Annotated in this window: 19 protein-coding genes and 3 pseudogenes; 6 read left to right on the forward strand and 16 right to left on the reverse strand. The window is 69.9% G+C overall.

Annotated features, from left to right (window positions below):
• Positions 1–4: 4 nt before the first annotated feature.
• The 3 genes from LRS10_RS21325 to LRS10_RS21335 are packed head-to-tail and all read left to right on the forward strand — an operon-like array spanning position 5 to position 3,305.
• Complete coding sequence (locus tag LRS10_RS21325; protein WP_257838996.1) at positions 5–1,405, forward strand: CpaF family protein; 1,401 nt, start codon at positions 5–7, stop codon at positions 1,403–1,405.
• Complete coding sequence (locus LRS10_RS21330; protein ID WP_257838997.1) at positions 1,402–2,352, forward strand: type II secretion system F family protein; 951 nt, start codon at positions 1,402–1,404, stop codon at positions 2,350–2,352. Before LRS10_RS21325 ends, LRS10_RS21330 begins: the two co-directional genes overlap by 4 nt.
• A complete protein-coding gene (locus LRS10_RS21335) occupies positions 2,349–3,305 on the forward strand; it encodes a type II secretion system F family protein (protein WP_257838998.1) in 957 nt (318 codons plus the stop codon). The genes LRS10_RS21330 and LRS10_RS21335 overlap by 4 nt, the downstream gene beginning before the upstream one ends.
• 5 nt (positions 3,306–3,310) lie before the next feature.
• Here LRS10_RS21335 and hemN read toward each other — a convergent pair whose 3' ends face one another.
• From hemN to ccoN, 9 genes and pseudogenes are all read right to left on the reverse strand, one after another.
• Positions 3,311–4,687, reverse strand: a complete 1,377-nt coding sequence (gene hemN / locus LRS10_RS21340) for an oxygen-independent coproporphyrinogen III oxidase (RefSeq protein ID WP_257838999.1) — start codon at positions 4,685–4,687, stop codon at positions 3,311–3,313.
• A 49-nt stretch (positions 4,688–4,736) separates the two neighbouring features.
• Entirely contained in the window at positions 4,737–4,895 is a 159-nt protein-coding gene (gene ccoS, locus LRS10_RS21345) for a cbb3-type cytochrome oxidase assembly protein CcoS (RefSeq protein ID WP_257839000.1), read from the reverse strand.
• The gene (locus LRS10_RS21350; RefSeq protein WP_257839001.1) at positions 4,895–7,075 is read right to left on the reverse strand and encodes a heavy metal translocating P-type ATPase; all 2,181 of its coding nucleotides are present in this window, start codon (positions 7,073–7,075) and stop codon (positions 4,895–4,897) included. Before LRS10_RS21350 ends, ccoS begins: the two co-directional genes overlap by 1 nt.
• The gene (locus tag LRS10_RS21355) at positions 7,066–7,557 is read right to left on the reverse strand and encodes a FixH family protein (protein ID WP_257839002.1); all 492 of its coding nucleotides are present in this window, start codon (positions 7,555–7,557) and stop codon (positions 7,066–7,068) included. Before LRS10_RS21355 ends, LRS10_RS21350 begins: the two co-directional genes overlap by 10 nt.
• A complete protein-coding gene (ccoG, locus tag LRS10_RS21360) occupies positions 7,554–9,050 on the reverse strand; it encodes a cytochrome c oxidase accessory protein CcoG (RefSeq protein WP_257839003.1) in 1,497 nt (498 codons plus the stop codon). The genes LRS10_RS21355 and ccoG overlap by 4 nt, the downstream gene beginning before the upstream one ends.
• A complete protein-coding gene (gene ccoP / locus LRS10_RS21365) occupies positions 9,047–9,955 on the reverse strand; it encodes a cytochrome-c oxidase, cbb3-type subunit III (RefSeq protein ID WP_257839004.1) in 909 nt (302 codons plus the stop codon). The genes ccoG and ccoP overlap by 4 nt, the downstream gene beginning before the upstream one ends.
• Positions 9,948–10,121, reverse strand: a complete 174-nt coding sequence (locus LRS10_RS21370; RefSeq protein ID WP_257839005.1) for a cbb3-type cytochrome c oxidase subunit 3 — start codon at positions 10,119–10,121, stop codon at positions 9,948–9,950. Before LRS10_RS21370 ends, ccoP begins: the two co-directional genes overlap by 8 nt.
• Positions 10,118–10,856 (reverse strand): annotated as a pseudogene (gene ccoO / locus LRS10_RS21375) (cytochrome-c oxidase, cbb3-type subunit II). The gene LRS10_RS21370 and the pseudogene ccoO overlap by 4 nt, the downstream one beginning before the upstream one ends.
• Before the next feature lie 10 nt (positions 10,857–10,866).
• A complete protein-coding gene (gene ccoN / locus LRS10_RS21380; RefSeq protein ID WP_374571059.1) occupies positions 10,867–12,360 on the reverse strand; it encodes a cytochrome-c oxidase, cbb3-type subunit I in 1,494 nt (497 codons plus the stop codon).
• A gap of 302 nt (positions 12,361–12,662) precedes the next feature.
• Here ccoN and LRS10_RS21385 point away from each other — a divergent pair, with 302 nt between their 5' ends.
• The 3 genes from LRS10_RS21385 (at position 12,663) to LRS10_RS21395 (ending at position 14,047) form a co-directional block, all read left to right on the forward strand.
• Positions 12,663–12,917 carry a hypothetical protein gene (locus tag LRS10_RS21385; RefSeq protein ID WP_257839006.1) on the forward strand — a complete coding sequence of 85 codons (255 nt, stop codon included), beginning with the start codon at positions 12,663–12,665 and terminating at the stop codon, positions 12,915–12,917.
• Positions 12,908–13,300 (forward strand): cytochrome c, encoded by a 393-nt coding sequence (locus LRS10_RS21390; protein WP_257839007.1) that lies wholly within the window; start codon positions 12,908–12,910, stop codon positions 13,298–13,300. The genes LRS10_RS21385 and LRS10_RS21390 overlap by 10 nt, the downstream gene beginning before the upstream one ends.
• 93 nt (positions 13,301–13,393) lie before the next feature.
• Positions 13,394–14,047 carry an OmpW family protein gene (locus tag LRS10_RS21395; protein WP_257839008.1) on the forward strand — a complete coding sequence of 218 codons (654 nt, stop codon included), beginning with the start codon at positions 13,394–13,396 and terminating at the stop codon, positions 14,045–14,047.
• Between the two features lie 133 nt (positions 14,048–14,180).
• Here LRS10_RS21395 and LRS10_RS21400 read toward each other — a convergent pair whose 3' ends face one another.
• The 7 genes and pseudogenes from LRS10_RS21400 to LRS10_RS21430 all read right to left on the reverse strand — a co-directional run bounded on the left by LRS10_RS21400 (position 14,181) and on the right by LRS10_RS21430 (position 18,845).
• Entirely contained in the window at positions 14,181–15,059 is an 879-nt protein-coding gene (locus LRS10_RS21400) for a DMT family transporter (RefSeq protein WP_257839009.1), read from the reverse strand.
• Positions 15,060–15,107: 48 nt separating this feature from the next.
• Positions 15,108–16,499 (reverse strand): FAD-binding oxidoreductase, encoded by a 1,392-nt coding sequence (locus LRS10_RS21405; protein WP_257839010.1) that lies wholly within the window; start codon positions 16,497–16,499, stop codon positions 15,108–15,110.
• Between the two features lies 1 nt (position 16,500).
• The gene (locus LRS10_RS21410) at positions 16,501–16,854 is read right to left on the reverse strand and encodes a cupin domain-containing protein (protein ID WP_257839011.1); all 354 of its coding nucleotides are present in this window, start codon (positions 16,852–16,854) and stop codon (positions 16,501–16,503) included.
• A 22-nt stretch (positions 16,855–16,876) separates the two neighbouring features.
• A pseudogene (locus LRS10_RS21415) lies at positions 16,877–17,601 on the reverse strand (amino acid ABC transporter ATP-binding protein).
• Positions 17,598–17,873, reverse strand: a complete 276-nt coding sequence (locus tag LRS10_RS21420) for an ABC transporter permease subunit (RefSeq protein ID WP_257839012.1) — start codon at positions 17,871–17,873, stop codon at positions 17,598–17,600. Before LRS10_RS21420 ends, LRS10_RS21415 begins: the two are co-directional and overlap by 4 nt.
• A 112-nt stretch (positions 17,874–17,985) precedes the next feature.
• A pseudogene (locus LRS10_RS25395) lies at positions 17,986–18,255 on the reverse strand (ABC transporter permease subunit); the annotation flags it as partial.
• Positions 18,255–18,845 (reverse strand): ABC transporter substrate-binding protein, encoded by a 591-nt coding sequence (locus tag LRS10_RS21430; RefSeq protein WP_257839014.1) that lies wholly within the window; start codon positions 18,843–18,845, stop codon positions 18,255–18,257. The gene LRS10_RS21430 and the pseudogene LRS10_RS25395, both read right to left, overlap by 1 nt.
• Positions 18,846–18,862: the final 17 nt, after the last annotated feature.

Genomic DNA, 18,862 nt, shown 5'->3' on the forward strand with positions numbered 1-18,862 from the left:
CACGATGTTCGGAAGGCGGGGCGCGACGCCCGAGGTCCCGGCCGCGGCGCGGCCGCACCTGACCGTGCTCACCAACGACAACCTTCCCGCCGGGCCGGAGCCGTCGCTGCGGCCGGATCCTGCGCCCGAGCCGCAGGCCGCGGGCGAGGACAAGATCCAGGACGCCGCCCGCCAGGTGCAGCCGCTGCTGCTCCAGCGCATCGACAGCGAAGCCGCCAGCCGGCTGGAGCGGGAGGACCTCGGCCGGCAACTGGCGGAGGTCGTCGCCCATCTCGTCGCCGAGTTGAAGCTGCAGTTGAACGGCCGCGAGCAGACCGACCTCGTCACTCTCCTGCTCAACGACATGCTGGGCCTGGGCCCGCTGGAGCCCCTGTTGGCCGACGACGCCGTCACCGACATCATGGTCAATGGGCCGAGGCAGATCTACGTCGAGCGCGGCGGCAAGCTGACGCTCACCGACGCCCGCTTCCGCGACAACGCCCACGTCATGGCGGTGGCTGGCCGCATCGTCAGCCAGATCGGTCGCCGCGTGGACGAGTCCTCGCCCCTGGTGGACGCCCGGCTCGCCGACGGCAGCCGGGTCAATATCATCATCCCGCCGCTGGCCATCGACGGGCCGTCGATCTCGATCCGCAAGTTTTCCAAGCGTCGGATCGACCTCGACCTGATGGCGCGTCAGGGCAACGTGTCGCCCGAGATGGCGACCGTCCTGAAGATCGCCTCGCGCTCGCGCCTGAACATCCTGATCTCGGGCGGCACCGGTTCGGGCAAGACGACCCTGCTGAACGCTCTCTCCCAGATGATCGCCGCCGACGAGCGTGTCGTGACCATCGAGGACGCCGCCGAACTGCAGCTCCAGCAGCCGCACGTCGTCCGTCTGGAGACGCGCCCGGCCAACCTCGAGGGCAAGGGCGAGATCCACATGCGGGACCTGGTGAAGAACGCCCTGCGGATGCGGCCCGACCGCATCATCCTGGGCGAGATCCGCGGCGGCGAGGCGCTGGACATGCTCCAGGCCATGAACACCGGCCACGACGGTTCGCTGGGCACCATCCACGCCAACCGGCCGCGCGAAGCGCTGACCCGCCTCGAGAACATGGTCGGCATGTCGGGAGTCAGCCTACCCGCCCAGGCGGTGCGCACCCAGATCGCCGCCGCCGTCCAGCTGATCGTCCAGATCAGCCGCATGCGTGACGGTCAGCGCCGGGTGACGAGCATCACCGAGGTCGTCGGCATGGAAGGCGACGTCGTCACCACCCAGGAGCTGTTCAGCTTCAAGTTCGAGGGCGAAGGGGCCGACGGCAAGCTGAAGGGCCGTTTCGAGTCCGCCGGCCTGCGCCCCCACTTCACGCCGCGCGCCGAGTACTTCGGTCTCGATCGCATGCTGCTGGAAGCCGTCGGATGACCCTGCTGCTGCTCCTGCTCATGGCCGGCGCGGCCCTGGTGCTGGCGGGCCTTGCCCTTCCGTCGACCGGAAGGCGCCGGCTGGCGCGCCGCGCCCGGGCCTTGGGCGCGGGCCGGAAGAGCGCGCCCGAGGGCCGCGCCGTCCGCCTGGCCAGGCCCGGGGCCACCCGGCTGGATGCTTTGGCGCAGCGGCTGCTGCCGAAACCGGCGGTCCTGCGGTCACGCCTCGAGGCGACCGGCCTGCCGATCACCATCGGCCACTACGGCGCCGCCACGGCCGCCATTGCTGTCGCGTCGCTGGCGCTCGGGCTTATGGTCGGCGCGCCGCCGGCCCTGGCCGTGCTGGCCGCCCTCGCCGAGGCGGTGGTCCTGCCCCACCTCGTGGTCGGCTTCCTCATGGGCCGCCGCCGGGCGAAGTTCCTCAAGGCCTTCGCGGAGGCCATCGCGCTGATCGTCCGCGGTCTGCGCGCTGGCCTGCCCGTGACCGAGACCCTCGGCGTCGTCGGCCGCGAGATCGCCGATCCTGTCGGCGAGGAGTTCCGTGGCGTGGCCGACCAGGTGCGCCTGGGCCTCGCCGTGGAGGACGCCATGTGGCAGTCGGCCCGCCGTATCGGCCTGCCCGAGTTCAACTTCCTGGTCATCAGTCTGTCGGTTCAGCGTGAAACCGGCGGCAACCTCGCCGAGACGCTGGAGAACCTCGAACAGATCCTGCGCCGCAGGCAGCAGATGCGCCTGAAGATCAAGGCCATGTCGTCGGAGGCCACCGCCAGCGCGCTGATCATCGGCTGCCTGCCCTTCGTCATGGCGGCGCTGATGACCTTCACCAGCCCGGACTACATGCGCGTCCTGTTCACCGAGCCGCTGGGCCGGATGATGCTGGCCGGCGGGTTCGCCAGCCTCGCCGTCGGCGCGCTCGTCATGCGTCAGATGGTGAGGTTCGAGATATGAGCCCTGACGTCTTCGCCCTGCCCGGCGCCGGCGCCGTCGTCCTCGCCGTGGGCGTCGCCAACTTCCTGGCCATCCTGGCCGTTCTACGCGCCCTGTCCCCGGGAGATCCGGTCGCGGTCCGCGCCCGCGCGCACGCGAGGCGCCGCCAGGAGCTGCGCGCCGAGCTGCTGCGGCCGCGTCGCAGCGAGCGCGCACGCTCGGTGGGCTTGGCTCGGCGGCTGGTCGAGGCGCTGAACCTCAATCGCGGCGACGAGGCGAAGAAGGCGGCGAGCCTGCTGGTCCAGGCCGGGCTGCGCACCAGCGACGCCACCCACGTCTTTCTGGCGCTGCGCGTCCTGGCCCCCCTGGGCCTCGCCGCGGCGGCCTGGATGCTGGGACCGTCGATCCTGCACGACGATGACGCGCTACGGCGGATGGCGGTGACCGCCGGCGGGGCCTGCGCGGGCCTGTTCCTGCCCCGCCTGCTGCTCAAGAACCTGATCCAGAAGCGCCAGCTGAAGATCCAGAAGGGTCTGCCCGACGCGCTGGACCTGTTCGTCATCTGCGCCGAAGCGGGCCTCAGCCTCGACGCCGCGCTTACCCGCGTCGCCCGGGAGATCGGGGCCAGCGCGCCCGAGCTCGCCGACGAGCTCGGCCTCACCGCCGTCGAGCTGGGATTCCTGCCTGACCGGCGCGAAGCCCTGCTGGGCCTCACCCGGCGGGTCCCGACGCCGCAGGTCCGCGGCCTCGTCAACACCCTGGTGCAGACCGAGAAATACGGCACGCCGCTGGCTCAGGCGCTGCGGGTGCTGGCTAGCGAATTCCGCGACACCCGGATGATGAAGGCGGAGGAGAAGGCCGCGCGCCTGCCGGCCACACTGACCGTTCCGATGATCGCCTTCATCCTGCCGCCGCTCTTCGTGGTGCTGATCGGACCGGCCATCGTCCAGGTCCTGTCCGCCAGCATGTCCTGATCGGCCTAGAGCGCCCGAGAGTGCCGCACGGCCTCGGGGGCGAAATAGGCGTCGAACACGGCCGCAATCGAGCGGATCACCAGCCGCCCGACGTCGGTCGCCGTGACCCGGGCGCCGGCGATGCGCACGAGCCCGTCGGCGGCGAACGGCGCCAGCCGCGACAGCGGCTCGGCGAGCTCTCCCCTGTCGCGGCCGTGGCGGCTGCAGACCTCGGCCAGATCGACGTCCAGGTCGCACATCAGCCGCTCGATGATCTCGCCCCGGAACCGGTCCTCGGCCGTCACCGCCACGCCGCGGGCGACGGGCAGACGCCCGTCCTTCACGGCGGCCCGCCACCCGAGTTCCTGCGTGATGTTCTGGACGAAGCCCTGCGGCAGCGAGCCGATGGACGAGGCGCCCAGGCCCAGCAGCGTCTGCGCCGCATCGGTCGTGTAGCCCTGGAAGTTGCGACGCAGACGCCCTTCGGTGAGGGCGCGAGCCATGGGGTCATGCGGCGCCGCGAAATGGTCGAGGCCGACGCGCACGTACCCTAGCGCCGCCAGCCGCTCGGCGGCCGCCTCGCTCTGCTCCAGCCGCTCGGCGGGGCCTGGCAAAGCCGCTTCGTCGATGAGCTGCTGGTGGCTCTTCATCCACGGCACATGCGCATAGCCGAACAGTGCGATGCGTTCGGGCCTCAGGGAGGCGACGGCATCCACCGTCGCCAGGGTGGCCGCCGTCGTCTGGTGTGGCAGGCCGTACATCAGGTCGAGGTTGATGGAGCTGATCTGGGCCTCGCGCAACCACCCCACGCAGCGGGCGATCTCCTCGAAGCTCTCCCGGCGGTTCACCGCGGCCTGAACCTCGGGATCGAGGTTCTGGACGCCCAGGCTGGCGCGGCTCAGCCCGTGGAAAGCTGCGGCGTCGACCCATTCGCGGGTCAGCACGGATGGGTCCAACTCGGCGGCGATCTCGTAGCCAGGGGTGAAGCGGAACGCCTGCTTGAGGGCGCCGAACAGCGCCCCGAGCTCGTCCGGGGTCAGCATGTTGGGCGTGCCGCCGCCCAGGTGGACGGCGCTGGCCTTCATCCGCGCCGGCAACGCCTGCTGGAGCAACGCCAGTTCGGCCAGCAGCAGTTCGACATACTCGCCCACCGGCTCGTGTCGGTTCACCGCCCGGGTGTTGCAGCCACAGTACCAGCACAGGCGCTTGCAGAACGGGATGTGCACGTAGAGCGAAACGGGGTCTTCCGGCGCCAGGGCGGACAGCCAGCTGCGATAGACCTGGTCGTCGACCGCCGGCGTGAACTGCACGGCCGTCGGATAGCTGGTGTAGCGGGGCGCGCGGCCGTCGTACTTGGCGACGAGATCGGCGATCGGGATCGGGGTGTCGGGGGCGAGGCTCATGGCCTTTGATCGCGCGGTTCGAACCGCCGCGCCGTGATCTGGATCAAGCCTAGAGGGCGGGTCGGTCGTCGGGATCGTCCACCAGGATCCGGTTGGCGTCGCCGACAGGATCTTCGTACTGGCCGTCGCGGAGGGTCCACCAGAAGGCCGCCACCGCGAGCAGGCCGAGGCCCACCGAGAACGGGGCGAGGATCAGCAGGATGTCCATCAGCGACCTCCAGTCCGAAGCGCGTTGAGAGTGACCACCAGCGACGAGCCCGACATGGCGAGCGCCGCGACGAACGGGTTGATGAAGCCCAGGATAGCCGCCGGGGCCGCCACGAGGTTGTAGAGCGAGGCGAAGCCGAAGTTCTCCAGCGCGCGGCTGCGGGCCGAACGCGCCACGTCGATCGCATCGACGACCGCCATTAGCCCATGACCGGAGAACACCAGGTCGGCGGCGTTCTGACTGGCCTCGAGGGCCGTGCCCGGCGCCATCGCGGCATGGGCCTTGGCGAGCGCGGCGGCGTCGTTCAGGCCGTCGCCGACCATCAGAACCTTGCGGCCGGCGGCGGCGCGCGCATCGACCGCCTCGGCCTTTTCCTGCGGCGTCAGACCGGCGCGCCAGGCCGGCGCTCCGACGTCGGCGGCGACGCGCCGGACCGCGGCCGGGACGTCGCCCGACAGAACCTCGACCGTCAGGCCGCGGGCCTGGAGCGCGGCCAGGGTCTCGGCTGCGTCTTGCCGCACCGCGTCCGTGAAGCGGAAGCGGATCTTGGTGTCGCCTTCGAAGCCGAACCACAGCTCCGTCTCGGAGCCGTCTCGCTGTTCGACGCCCACGAATGCGGCCCGGCCGAGCCTGGCGCGCCGGCCGCCAATCACGCCCTCGACGCCCAATCCGGCGTGCTCGCGCACGTCGTCGGCGATCAGCCCCGTTCCGGCTTCGGCGGACAGCGCCCGGGCGAGCGGGTGGCGCGACGCGCGGGCCAGCGGCGCGGCGAGCGCGACCGCCGCCGGCGCAGGGTCAACCAGACGCGGCGCGCCCTCCGTCAACACGCCGGTCTTGTCGAAGATCACGTGGTCCACCTCGGCCAGGCGTTCCAGCGCGGCGCCCGATTTCACCAGAACGCCCTTGCGGAAGAGGCGGGCCGACGCGGTGATCTGAACCGCCGGCACGGCGAGCCCCAAGGCGCACGGACAGGTGACGATCAGCACGGCGACGGCGCGGATGAGCGCCTCCCGCGGGCCCAGGCCCAGCGCCCAGCCGCCCACGAAGGTGAGCGCCGCCACCGTGTGGACCACCGGCACGTAGACGGCGGCGGCCTTGTCGGCGAGGCGGACGTAGCGCGAACGGCTCTGGGCGCCGGCCTCCACGAGCCGGGCGATGCCGGCGAGGGCCGAGTCCTCGGAACGGGCGGCCACCTTCAGCCGAAGGAGGCCGGTCAGGTTCACGGCCCCGGCCCGACACAGCTGGCCCGGCCCCACCGCGGCCGGGGCGGTCTCCCCCGTCAGCAGCGCGTTGTCGAGTTCGGAGACACCGTCCTCCACGACGGCGTCGACCGGCAGTCGCTCGCCCGGGCGGACCAGCAGCACATCGCCGGGGACCAGTTCGCTGAGCGGCACGCGGCGCTCCACGCCATCGTCCAGACGCGTGGCGGCCGGAGCCTGGAGGGCCAGCAGGTCGCCTGCGGCGCTCCGCGCCTTGGCGCGGAGCTGGTGGTCGAGCCAACGGCCGATCAGAAGAAGGAAGAGCAGGGAGACGGCCGCGTCGAAATACGCGTCGCGCCCCTTGAGCACCGTCTCGGAGAAGCTGATCGCCAGCGTGAGGATGACGCCGATCGAGATCGGCACGTCCATATTGGCCCGGCCCGCCTTCAGCGACCGCCAGGCCGACTTGAAGAACGGCATGCCGGCATAGATCGCGCAGGGGGCGCCCACCGCGCCCGACAGCCACATCATCACCGTGCGGGTCGCCGGCCCCAACTCCTGGCCGAACAGCCCGGCCCAGAGCGGCACCGAGAACATCATGGTGTTCATCGCGCCGAACGCGGCCACCGCCATGGCGAGGATCAGGGCCCGTCCCTCGCGGTCGTAGGCCGCCTGCGCCTGACCTGGATCGTACGGCGTCGCGGGATAGCCGAGGCGCTCCAGCGCCTCGATGACGCGCGCCGGGTCGGCGCCGGCGCCCTGGAAACCCACGGTCAGCTTGCCGGTGGTGAGATTCAGCCGGGCCTCGGAGACGTTCGGCAGGCTGCGCACCTCCCGCTCGATCTTGGACAGGCAGGCGGCGCAGCGGGCGCCGCGCACCAGCAGTTCCACGGAGGAGGCGCCGTCGGCGCCACGCTTGAGAAAGGCCGAGAGATCGGGCCGGCCGGCCAGTCCGCCGGCGGCTTCATAGGTCAGGGCCACGTCAGCCTCCGCTCGGCGATGAAGCGGCGGCCCTGGGCGTCGACCGCCTCGGCCGTCAGGTCCCAGGCGCCGTCGATGGCGCCTGTCGTGCCTTCGTAGCGGCCTGGGGCGGTCTCCACGAAGCGCGGCTGGCGACGGTCAGCCTCGGTGGCGGGACGCTCCAGGCGCCCGGTCACGGCGAGGCCGCGCAGCGGCCGCCCCTCGGCGTCCCGGAGGGTCAGAGCCACCAGCCCAGGCTGCGCCTCGGCCGCTGCGCGCCAGCCGAGCGCCGTCTGCGCCTGCTCCTGCGCGATGCGCTTGTTGTAGAGCAGTCCGTCCTCGTAGGGCGTCACGGAGACCTGCCCGGGGAAGGTCCGCACCGCCAGCACCGTGAACAACACGTCGACGGCGATCACGACGGCGAAGAAGGCGGTCACGCCGCCCAGGACGTGCCAGCCGTTGATCCGAAAGCCGGGCTTCGGGGCGGGATAGGTCGCGCTCATAGGGTGTTCGCGGCTCCGGAGAGGAAGGTGGTCTTGGCGCGGAACGTGCGCCCCTCGCCGCGCACCTCGAAGGCGGCGGGCAGGCTGGACGCGTTCAGCGCCTCGGGTTCGGCGGTGACGAACACCCGGACGGCGGTCACCTCATTGGGTTCGAGCACGACGTGCAGTGCGTCGGCCGCGGGCTTGCCCGGACTGCGGACCCGCGCCCCGGCGACGCCGCTGAAGCGGATTTCGACGGGCATCGGCTCGAAGCTGCGGTTGGCGATCTTCAGCGTGTAGCCGTTGCGGATCGCCCCATCGTGCAGGCGCACGAAGGTGGGATTGCGGTCGCGCAGGGCATGCATGTCCAGCGGGCTGCGGTTGGCCAGCCCCCAGATCATCAGGGTCGAGACCACCGCGAGGGCGACGGCGTAATAGACGGTGCGCGGCCGCGCCAGCTTGTAGCGGGGCGTGTTGCCGCGCTGACGCTCGGCCACGGCGCTGTCGGTGTCGTAGGCGATCAAGCCCGTGGGCCGGCCGACCCGCAGCATGATCTCGTCGCAGGCGTCGATGCACAGGCCGCAGTTGATGCACTCCAGCTGCGGGCCGTTGCGGATGTCGATGCCCATCGGGCAGGCCACAACGCAGGCGTTGCAGTCCAGGCAATCGCCGCGGCCTTCCCAGGACTGGCCCTTCTTGTGCGCGCCGCGGGGTTCGCCGCGATCGTAGCGGTAGGTCACCTGCAGCGAATGGTGGTCGAGCATGGCGCCCTGGATGCGCGGCCAGGGGCACATGTAGATGCAGACCTGCTCTCGCATGTGGCCCGCGAAGACATAGGTCGTCGCCGTCAGCAGCAGCGAGAAGATGTAGGCCGTCGCCGGCGCCTGTCCGACCCAGTACTGCTGGATGAGCGTCGGCGCATCGTGGAAGTAGAAGATCCACGCGCCGCCGGTCGCGAAGCCGATGGCCAGCCAGGTCAGGTGCTTGCCGGTCTTGCGCCAGACCTTGTTGAACGACAGCGGCGCGGCGTCGAGGCGCATGCGGGCGTTGCGGTCGCCCTCGAAGGCGCGCTCCACATAGATGAAGAGGTCGGTCCAGACCGTCTGCGGACAGGCGTAGCCGCACCACAGCCGGCCGAACAGCGCGGTCGCCAGGAAGAGGCCGAGCGCCGAGATCACCAGCAGGCCGGTGATGAAGTGCACTTCCTGCGGCCAGAGCTGGATGTCGAAGAAATAGAACCGCGCGCCTTCGAAATCGACGAGCACCGCCTGGTCCGGCAGGGCGCCGGGACGCTCCCACCGGATCCAGGGCGTGACGTAGTAGATCGTCAGCATGACGATCAGCAGCGCCCACTTGAGCGTCCGCCAAGGGCCGTGCACCAGCTTCGGATAGATCGGCGTGCGCGGCTTGTAGAGGCCGCCGCCGCGGTCCTTCTTCCGGACCCGCTCGGCGGCCGAGACCGGAGCCTTGGGGGTGGGCTCCGGCCGGGACACGCGGTCGATGACGATGGTCATCTGGCGGTAGCGCCTCCGATCGCGGCGACTTCCTCCTCACCCCCGCCGGCATTGGCATGGATGTAGACGGACAGGGCCTTGATGGTTTCGGGGCTGAAGCGGGCTTCCCACGTCGGCATCACGCCGTTGCGGCCGTTCCAGATCTGCTCGCGGATGGAATCCCGGTCGGACCCGTACAGCCATTCGGCGTCGGTGAGGCTCGGGGCGCCCTTCGTCAGGTCGCCCTGGCCGCCCGCCCCGTGGCACGAGGCGCACTGGTCCGCGAACGTCTGGGTGGCCCGGCCGACGGCCGCGGTGTCAGCCTTGCGGCCCGACAGCGCCACCACGTACTCGGTCAGGTCCTGGACCTGGGCCTGGTCCAGCATCCGGTCGCGGCCGAAGGCCGGCATGACGGTCTCGCCCCGCGCCTGGGGATGGCCGGAGCGGATGCCGACCTGGATGGTGCGGTGGATGTCGTCAAGCGTGCCGCCGTAGAGCCACACGTCGTCACGCAGGTTCGGATAGCCCTTGGCCCCCGCCCCGCCCGCGCCGTGGCAGGTGGCGCAGTTGTCGCCGAACACCGACTGGCCGACCTGCAGGGCGAAAGCCTGCAGTTCAGGGTCCTGTTCGATCTGCTGCAGGCTGACCGACTTCAGCCTGGCGCCCTGGGCGCCGCGCACGGCGTCCAGCTTCGTCAACTCCTGGGCGACGCCGGCGCGATCCGAGTGACCACGCAGGCCCTTGGTGTAGCCGGTGAGGCCGGGCCAGGCCGGCATCAGCACCCAGTAGACGATGGCCCAGGCGACCGAGCCGTAGAACACCCACAGCCACCAGCGTGGGAGCGGATTGTCGAGCTCCTTGATCCCGTCCCACTCATGGCCGGTGGTCTCGATACCGGAATGTTCGTCGCGTTCGCGCTCAGACATGATCGCTCTCGTCCTTCTCGAGCGGCAGATGGGCGAGGCGTCGGAACGCCTCCTTGTTGCGGGGCCAGAGCGCGTAGATCAGGCCGGCGATGAAGATGGCGGCGAAGTAGAGGGTCCCACCCTGCTGGGCGAACCGCGCGACCGCCTCGTAGGTCAGGCCGCTCATCGCAGGTTCTCCGGGTCTTCGGCCTTGTAGGTCCGGAAATCGACCGTCGTGCCGAGCATCTGGAGGTAGGCCACCAGGGCGTCGAGCTCGGTGAGCTTCTCCGGGTCACCATCGAAGTCCCGCTGCGAGATCTTCGCGCCGTACCTCTGCTTGAGGCCCGACTTCTCGCCGGCGAAGGGATCGACCTGGGTCTCGAGGTCCGCCTTGGCGTTCTGGATCTGGGCGTCGGTGTAGGGCACGCCGACCTTGCGGAGCGCGATCAGCCGGGCCTCGATGGCGCGGTAGTCCAGGTCCTTCTCCGCGAGGAAGCGGTAAGGCGGCATGTTGGATTCCGGCACGACCGAGCGCGGATCCACCAGGTGATCGCGGTGCCAGCTGTCGGAGTACTTGCCCCCGACACGGGCGAGGTCCGGACCGGTGCGCTTCGACCCCCCACTGGAACGGGTGGTCGTACATGCTCTCGGCGGCCAGGCTGTAGTGACCGTAGCGCTCCACCTCGTCGCGCAGCGGGCGCACCATCTGCGAGTGGCAGACGTAGCAGCCCTCGCGGACGTAGATGTCGCGGCCGGCCTGTTCCAGCGGGGTGTAGGGCCGGACGCCCTCCACCTTCTCGACGGTGCTCTCCAGGTAGAAGAGCGGAGCGATTTCGATGAGGCCGCCGATCGAGACGACGATCAGGATGCCGATCGTCAGGATGATCGAGTTGCGCTCGAACTTCTTGTGCTTGTGCCACATGTGCGGAGCCTCACTCAGCCGCGATCGCGACAGGCGCGGGGGCGGCGGCGATCGGGCTCTCCAGCTCCGCCTTGGCGGTGCTGGGCATGCGGATCGTACGCCACAGGTTGTAGGACATGATCAGCGCGCCCACGAGGAACATGAGCCCGCCGAGCGTGCGGATGATGTTGGGGATGTGCTTGGCCGCGACGGTCTCGACGAAGGCGTTCGCGAGGTAGCCCTGGGGCGTGTACTCACGCCACATCAGGCCTTCCATGATGCCCGACACCCACATCGAGGAGATGTAGAGGAGCACGCCGGTGGTCGCGATCCAGAAGTGCCACTCGACGAGGGTGTTCGACCAGAGCCGCTCCTTCTTCCACAGCCACGGCACGAGGCAGTAGATGCAGGCGAAGGTGATGAAGCCGTTCCAGCCCAGCGCGCCGGAGTGGACGTGGCCGATGGTCCAGTCGGTGTAGTGCGACAGCGCATTGACCGCGCGGACCGACATCAGCGGACCTTCGAACGTGGCCATCCCATAGAAGGCGATGGCCACGACCATCATGCGGATCACGGGATCGGTGCGGATCTTGTCCCAGGCGCCCGAGAGCGTCATGAGGCCGTTGATCATGCCGCCCCACGACGGCATCCACAGCATGACCGAGAAGGTCATCCCCAGCGTCTGGGTCCACTGCGGCAGGGCCGTGAAGTGGAGGTGGTGCGGGCCCGCCCAGATGTAGATGAAGATCAGCGACCAGAAGTGGACGATGGACAGGCGGTACGAATAGACCGGCCGCTCCGCGCGCTTGGGCACGAAGTAGTACATCATCGCCAGGAAGCCGGCGGTGAGGAAGAAGCCCACCGCATTGTGGCCGTACCACCACTGGGTCAGCGCATCCTGGACGCCGGCGAAGGCCGAGTAGCTCTTGGCCTCCAGAAGGCCTACCGGCATCGCCAGGTTGTTGACGACGTGCAGCAGGGCGATCGTGACGATGAACGCCAGATAGAACCAGTTGGCCACATAGATGTGGGGTTCCTTGCGCTTCCAGATCGTGCCGAGGAAGACCAGCAGGTAGGCGACCCAGACCACCGTCAGCCACAGGTCCACGTACCATTCGGGCTCGGCGTACTCCTTCGACTGGGTGATGCCGGCCAGGTAGCCGGTGGCCGCCAGCACGATGAACAGCTGGTAGCCCCAGAAGACGAACCACGGCCAGGCGCCGCCGGCGAGCCTCGCCTTGCAGGTGCGCTGGACGACGTAGAAGGACGTGGCGATGAGCGCGTTGCCGCCGAAGGCGAAGATGACCGCGCTGGTATGCAGTGGACGAAGCCGGCCGAAGTTCAGCCAGCCCGCGTCCGGGAAATAGAAGACGTTCGGCCAGGCGAGCTGGGCCGCGGCGACGACGCCGGCCGCCAGGCCCGCGATCGCCCAGAACATCGTGGCGATGACGCCCGCGCGGACCACCCCGTCGCTGTAGCGGCTGGGATCGCTGCGGAAGCGGCCGGAGCCGATTCCCACGGACATGACGCAGAAGGCGGTCACGAAGCCCGCGATCATGACGTAGCCGTGGAAGCGGAATGAGGGGTCGGGCGAGAACGCCGTCGCCAGGATCGATCCCAGGGCGAGCAGCCCTGTGACCGTGTAGAGGACGATGGTGTCGAGCGACGCCTCGTCTCGGGTTGCAACTGCCTGCGTCATGGATCCGAACAGCCGTTGAGGAACTGCAGCCTCCATGCCGCGCTGCGGAATCTCGGGCCTTGATATCGGTCAACGACCACCTGGCTTCGACGCGAGACAAGGCGGCAGGACACCCACCGGAGGCCCTGATGCTGCGCCGCAAGATCACCGACGAGGAAACGCTGCTGCGCGGCGGACTTGCCCTGCTGGCCGCCGTGCTGCTGGCCAGCGCCGCCCTCGCCTTCGACGCCGCCCGCGCGCACATGGCCCTGCTGTCGAGCCTCTGCGGCGGCGCCGACGCGCCGCATTGCGGCTGGTGCTATGCGGCGGCCGGGTTCGTTGTCATGGGCGCGGCCGCCCTGTTCGCCGCGCTCCGGCCCGCCCGGGCGAAGGCGTGCGCCTGATCGTCCTGGCGGTCGCCGCCCTGCTGGCGGGGGGCGCACAGGTTTCCGCCGCCGAGACGCCGCGGGTTATGAAGCCCGCCGTTCTGCGTGGCCGCCTCTACGTCCAGAATCACTGCGTCGGTTGCCACAACGCCCGGGCGGACGGCCGCAGCGTGTATTCCGCCGCCCCGCCTCTGCGAGACCTCGCCGGCCGTTACACGCCCGCCCAGTTGCAGACGGTCCTCGCCGACGTCCAGGTCGGAAATCACTTCGCGATGCCCTCGACGCCGGTGACCTCACGAGATGCCCTCGACATCGCCGCCTACATCGAGGCGCTCGCCAGGGCGGACAAGGACACCCAGCGCAAGCTCAGCCTTCCCGCCTGCGTCGCCCGGGCCTGCTGAGATTGCGCGATATCAAGGCGAAGCTTGTCGTCGCCTGCGATCCCCCCTGGCGCGGCCCCTCCCCGGGCCGCGGACAACAAGGGGATAAGTCTCATGTACGCCAAGTTCATCGCCACCGCCGCGGGCGCAGCGCTGCTGGCCGCCGCCGCGACGCCGGTGTTCGCCCAGGAGTTCCAGCCGAAGACCGCGGGCACGATCATGCTCAACACCCGCCTCAGCGTGGTCTCGCCTGACGCGGGCGATCCGATCACCACTCTTTCGGGCGGCGCGACCGGCCTCAAGGCCGAGATCAGCGACGACGTCATGCCGACGATCGGACTCACCTACTTCTTCACCGACAACGTCGCCGTGGAGGTGATCGCCGGCACAACGAAGCACACGATCCGGGCCAAGGGCGGCGCCACCGACGTCAAGGTGCAGGAAACCTGGGTGCTGCCCCCGGTCGTCTCGCTGCAGTACCACTTCGCCCCGGCCGCCAAGGTCAGCCCCTACGTCGGCGCCGGCGTGAACTACATGCTGTTCTACAGCGAGAAGGACGACAACGGCTTTGGCCTGAAGGTGGACGACGGCTTCGGCTATTCGCTGCAGGCCGGCGTCGACGTCGCGCTGCGCGACCGCTGGAGCCTCAACGCCGACGTCAAGAAGGTCTTCTTCGAGACGGACGCCACCGACCGCTTCAACGGGGTGAAGTCCAAGGTCAACCTGGATCCGTGGGTCGTTTCGGCCGGTCTCGGCTACAAGTTCTAGCCCAGCGGGAAGGCCCGGCGACGCCTCGCGTGGCCGGGCCGCCGTGCGACCTCAGCGCTGCGCCGCCGCGCCGGCCTTCGCATTCAACGGATGACGCCGAGCCGCGGCCCATCGGGAGGCGCAACGCCGGCTGTCATGATCCCTCCCCGCTTTGGCCGCGCGGGCGATCGACCGCGGACGCGCCGGCGATCGCCACGGTGATGAGACCGATGGCCGCCCATTGGATGAGCGTGAGGCGTTCGCCCAAGGTCACCCATCCGACGAGCGCGGCGACCGCCGGCGCGGAGGCGACCAGCTGCGCAAAGACCTTGGGCGACAGGCGACGCAGGGCGAACATCTCCAGACTGTAGGGCGCGGCGCTGGAGAGGATCGCGAGACCGAGGCCCGCCACGAGCACGGCCGGCTGGAGGAGCATGACCCCGGCCTGCAATACCCCGATCGGGGCCGCCACGAGGGCCGCGACGGCGAGACCAAGGGCGACCGTCTCCCCGCTGCGACCGTCGCCTGCGACGCCGGCGCCCAGCAGGATATAGGCCGCCCAGGTGACCGCTGCACCGCCCGCAGACGCCAGGCCTATGGGGTCCACACCTGCCGGGCTGACGATCGGCAGCAACAGGAGAAGGCCGGCGGCGGCCAGACCCGCGAAGACCAGATCGACCACCTGCCGCGACCTCACCAGAACCACGGCGAGCGGACCCGTCACCTCGATGGCCACGGCGAGGCCGATGGGGATCCGCGCGAAGGCCCCATAGATGAGGATGTTCATCAGCCCGAGGCTGAGTCCGTAAAGAGCGAGGCCGCGCCATTGGCTGGGCGTGCGGCGTGTGCGCCAAGGCCGCCACACGAGGCCCAGGAGGAGCGCGGCCAGACTGACCCGCAGCGCGGTGGCCCCGAGCGGGCCCACAAGCGGGAACAGCTGCTTGGCGAAGGCCGCGCCGAGGTTCTGGGACAGCAGGCCGGCCAGCACCAGCAGCATCGGCCCGGCCGCCTGTCCCCGAGGTTGGTGGATCATCGCCAAGTCCTGCGGCGCGGTGTGAGGGCCCGCACCGCCCGCCGGGACCTACTGGTCGGAGAGCCGCTTGGCCAGAGGGGCGTCGAACGGCGGGGGCCGTCCCGCATCCCGCGCGGCGTCCATGCGCTTCATGGCGTCCTGCACGTAGCGGATTCCCAGCCAGCGGAACGGTTCGGGCTCCCACGGTCGCGTCCGATGGCGAGCGAGCGGCAAGCGCGCAAGCGGCGTCTCGCGACCCAGCACCTGACTGGCGAGCAGCCGTCCGGCCAGGTTGGTGGTCGACACGCCCCGGCCGGTGTAGCCGTGGAGCACCCCCAGGCGGGTCGCCGGATTGAAGTTGACGCTCGGATTCCAGTCTCGCGGCACGCCCAGGAAGCCATGCCAGGCGTGGCTGAAATCCACGTCGCGGAGGACGGGAAACCAGCCGGTCAGCTGTCGGCGCATCTGCTGGGAGGTCCTGGCGAACGCGGCCTCAGCGCCTTCGGTGGCGGAACCGAACAGATAGGGCGCGCCGCGGCTGCCATAGAGGATGCGGCCGTCGGCCGTGCGGGTGAGGTAGTCGACGGTGTGCGCCTGGGAGCCCAGCCCCTCCCCGCCGGACCAGCCGATCTCGTTCCACTGCGCCTCGCTAAGCGGCTTGGTGAGGACGATGCTGGACGACATCGGCGCCAGCGCCCGCTCGAAGCCGGGCATCTTGGGTAGGTAGGCTTCGCCGGCGGCGATCACCGCCTTGCGGGCGCTCACGCGGCCGCTCTCCGTCTCGAGCGCAGCGTCGGCGCCGGTCCGAAGCCGTCGGACTCGCGTCTGCTCGTAGATCGCCCCGCCCAGGCGTTCGACGGCTTTGGCGAGGCCGCGGACGAGTTTGGCCGGATGCACCGCGGCGCTGCGCGGCGTGTACAGCGCGCCCTTGATCCCGCTGACCCGCACCCGCTCGCCCGCGGCCGCTTCGCCCAGGAGGCGATTGCCCTCACCGAAGCCGAGCCGTTCATAGGCGGCATGGGCCGCCTGCACCGCCGCCAGCTGCGCCTCGCCGCGCGCGAGGCTCAGGATGCCGTTCATCCGGAAGTCGGCATCGATCCCCTCGGCCTCGCAGACACGTCCCACCTCGTCGACGGTGTCGTACATGGCGAGGATGGTCTCGCGGGCGACGTCGGCGCCGTAACGCGCCTCAAGGGTCGACGGATGGAGCGGATAGCGGCTCGAGCACCAGCCGCCGTTGCGGCCCGACGCGCCATATCCACAGATCTCCGCCTCGACGATCGCGACCTCCAGGCCGGGGTTGTCCCGGAGCAGGTAGTAGGCGGTCCAGAGCCCCGAGTAGCCGCCGCCGAGGATCGCCACATCGACGGTGACATTCCCGGAGAGCGCACGGCGGGGCGTCAACGGTTCGCCCGCCGTCTCCAGCCAGAAGCTCAAGCCCTGATAGTCGTGCCGCGGCATCTCAGGGCGTCTCGTCGAACACCACGAAGGCCTTCTTCAGGGTCTTGCGAATTCGCCAGATTCCGCCGGTGCCGGCGGGGAAATACACCGCATCGCCCGCTCTGATCGTCAGGGGCTCGCCGTCGTCCGGCTCGAACACCGCCTCGCCTTCGAGGAAGGTGCAGAACTCGGCTTGCATCACCTGTCGCCGCCAGTCACCAGGCGAGCACTCCCACACGCCCGCCCTCGAGGCCGCCGCGCCGTTGAAGCTGGTGCTGCGCGTGGCGGCCACCGGCTCGCCAAGGGGGACCTTGACCGGAACCGCGTCGGGGAGGACCTGCAGGAGGTCATCGGGACGGAACGAGACAATCGGCATGTAGGACTCCGGGTCAGCCAGGTCAGAGCGGCCGCAGCACGCGGTCGAGAAAGGTGCGGGTGCGGGGCTCCCGCGGTTCGGTCAGCAGCTCGCGCGCAGGTCCGGCCTCGACGATCTCGCCGCCGTCCATGAACAGCACCCGGTCGGCCACCTCGCGGGCGAAACCCATCTCATGGGTGACGATGACCATGGTCATGCCCTCGTCCGCCAGGTCGCGCATGATCCGCAGCACGTCGCCGACGCGCTCCGGGTCGAGCGCCGATGTCGGCTCGTCGAACAGGATGGCCTCCGGGCGCATGGCCAGCGCGCGGGCGATCCCGACCCGCTGCTGCTGCCCCCCGATAGCGAGGACGGCAGGGCGTCGGCCTTGTCGGCCACCCCCACCTTGCCGAGCAGTTCGCGGGCTTCGGCGGAAACCTCGGCGCGAGCCCGACCCTGCGCATGGATCGGCCCCTCCATGACGTTATCCAGCACGGTGCGGTGGGGGAACAGGTTGAAGCGCTGGAAGACCATCGCAAGCTTTCCGCGCACCTGCGGGAGGGTGGCGGCGCCGACCTCCACGCCGTCCACGCGAATGACGCCGCCGTCGTGCCGCTCGAGGCCGTTGATGCAGCGCAGGACCGTGGACTTGCCCGAGCCCGACGGGCCGATCAGGCAGACCACCTCGCCGCGCGCCACCTCGAAGCTCACGTCGCGCAGCACCTGGTTGGCGCCGAACGCCTTGCTGACGTGGGAAACCTCGATCATCGCCGCGCCATCCGTCGCTCGAGTTGATGGACCGCGAGGGTCAGGGGCAGGCTCATGGCGAGGTAGAGCAGCGCGATGAGCGTGTAGACGGTCATGTTCTGGAAGGTGGACACGGCGAGCAGCTGCCCCGCCCGGGTCAGCTCGGCCACCGTAATGGTCGAGGCGATCGACGAGTCCTTGAGGAGCATGATGGAGGTGTTGCCGAACGGCGGCAGGGCCGTGCGGACCGCCAGCGGCATCATGAGCCGTTGCAGGATCTTCCGTTCGCTCATGCCGAGCGACTGGGCCGCCTCCACCAGCGCGGGATCGACGGATCTCGAAGCCGGCCCGGAAGTTTTCCGCCTGGTAGACGGAATAGGCGAGGCCCAGGCCGATGATCCCGGCCGCCAGGGCGTCCAGGCTCAACCCGAACTCAGGCAGGACGAAATAGACATAGAACAGCTGGACGATGATCGGGACGCCGCGCACCACATTGATCACGGTGCGGCTGAGCACTCGCACGGGCTTCAGCCGCGAGCGCCCCATCAGCGCCCACACGAGCCCCAGGACGATGCTCAGCAGCAAGGCTCCCACCGTGACCTGGAGCGTCACGACGACCCCCTTGAGCAGGATCGGCAGGAACTCGATGGCGCGGGGCAGGAAATCTTCCGGCATCACAACCCCCAGGCTTGAACGATTTCGGCGATGCGCGTGCCCTTGATCGCTGCGATCGCCGTGTTGAGGCGGGCGGCGAGCTGAGGCTCGCCCTTGCGCAGGATGAGGCACACCTCCTCACGCGCGCCGGGTGCGAACGCGTGCGCCAGGCGCAGCGCCTGGGTTCGGGTCACGCGCAGATAGTAGCGGATGATCGGCTCGTCGCCGTAGGCCGCGTCGAGGCGGCCCAGCCGCAGGTCCCGCAGGATGTCGGCGAGGTTGTCGTAGGTCCGGACGTCCCGCACGCCCGCCTCCGCAAGCTGATCGACGAAGCGGGAGCCCACCTGGGCGCCCACCCGCTTGCCGGAGAGACTGGCGAGGTCCGGATAGGGGCCGCTATCCGCAGCTCCTACGACCACGGCTCCGCCGTAGGCGTAGACCGGGTCGGTAAAGTCGACGACCGCTTCCCGAGCCGGCGTGCGGAGCATCGCCGCAGCGATCAGGTCGATCTTTCCGACGGTAAGCGACGGTATGAGCGCCGAGAACGCGGTGACCTGCACCTCGACCGGAAAGCCCGCCTCCGCGGCGACGGCCTCGACGATGTCCACCATGGCCCCGGTGAGGGTGT

This window comes from Phenylobacterium sp. J426, from assembly GCF_024699945.1.
GTDB lineage: Bacteria > Pseudomonadota > Alphaproteobacteria > Caulobacterales > Caulobacteraceae > Phenylobacterium.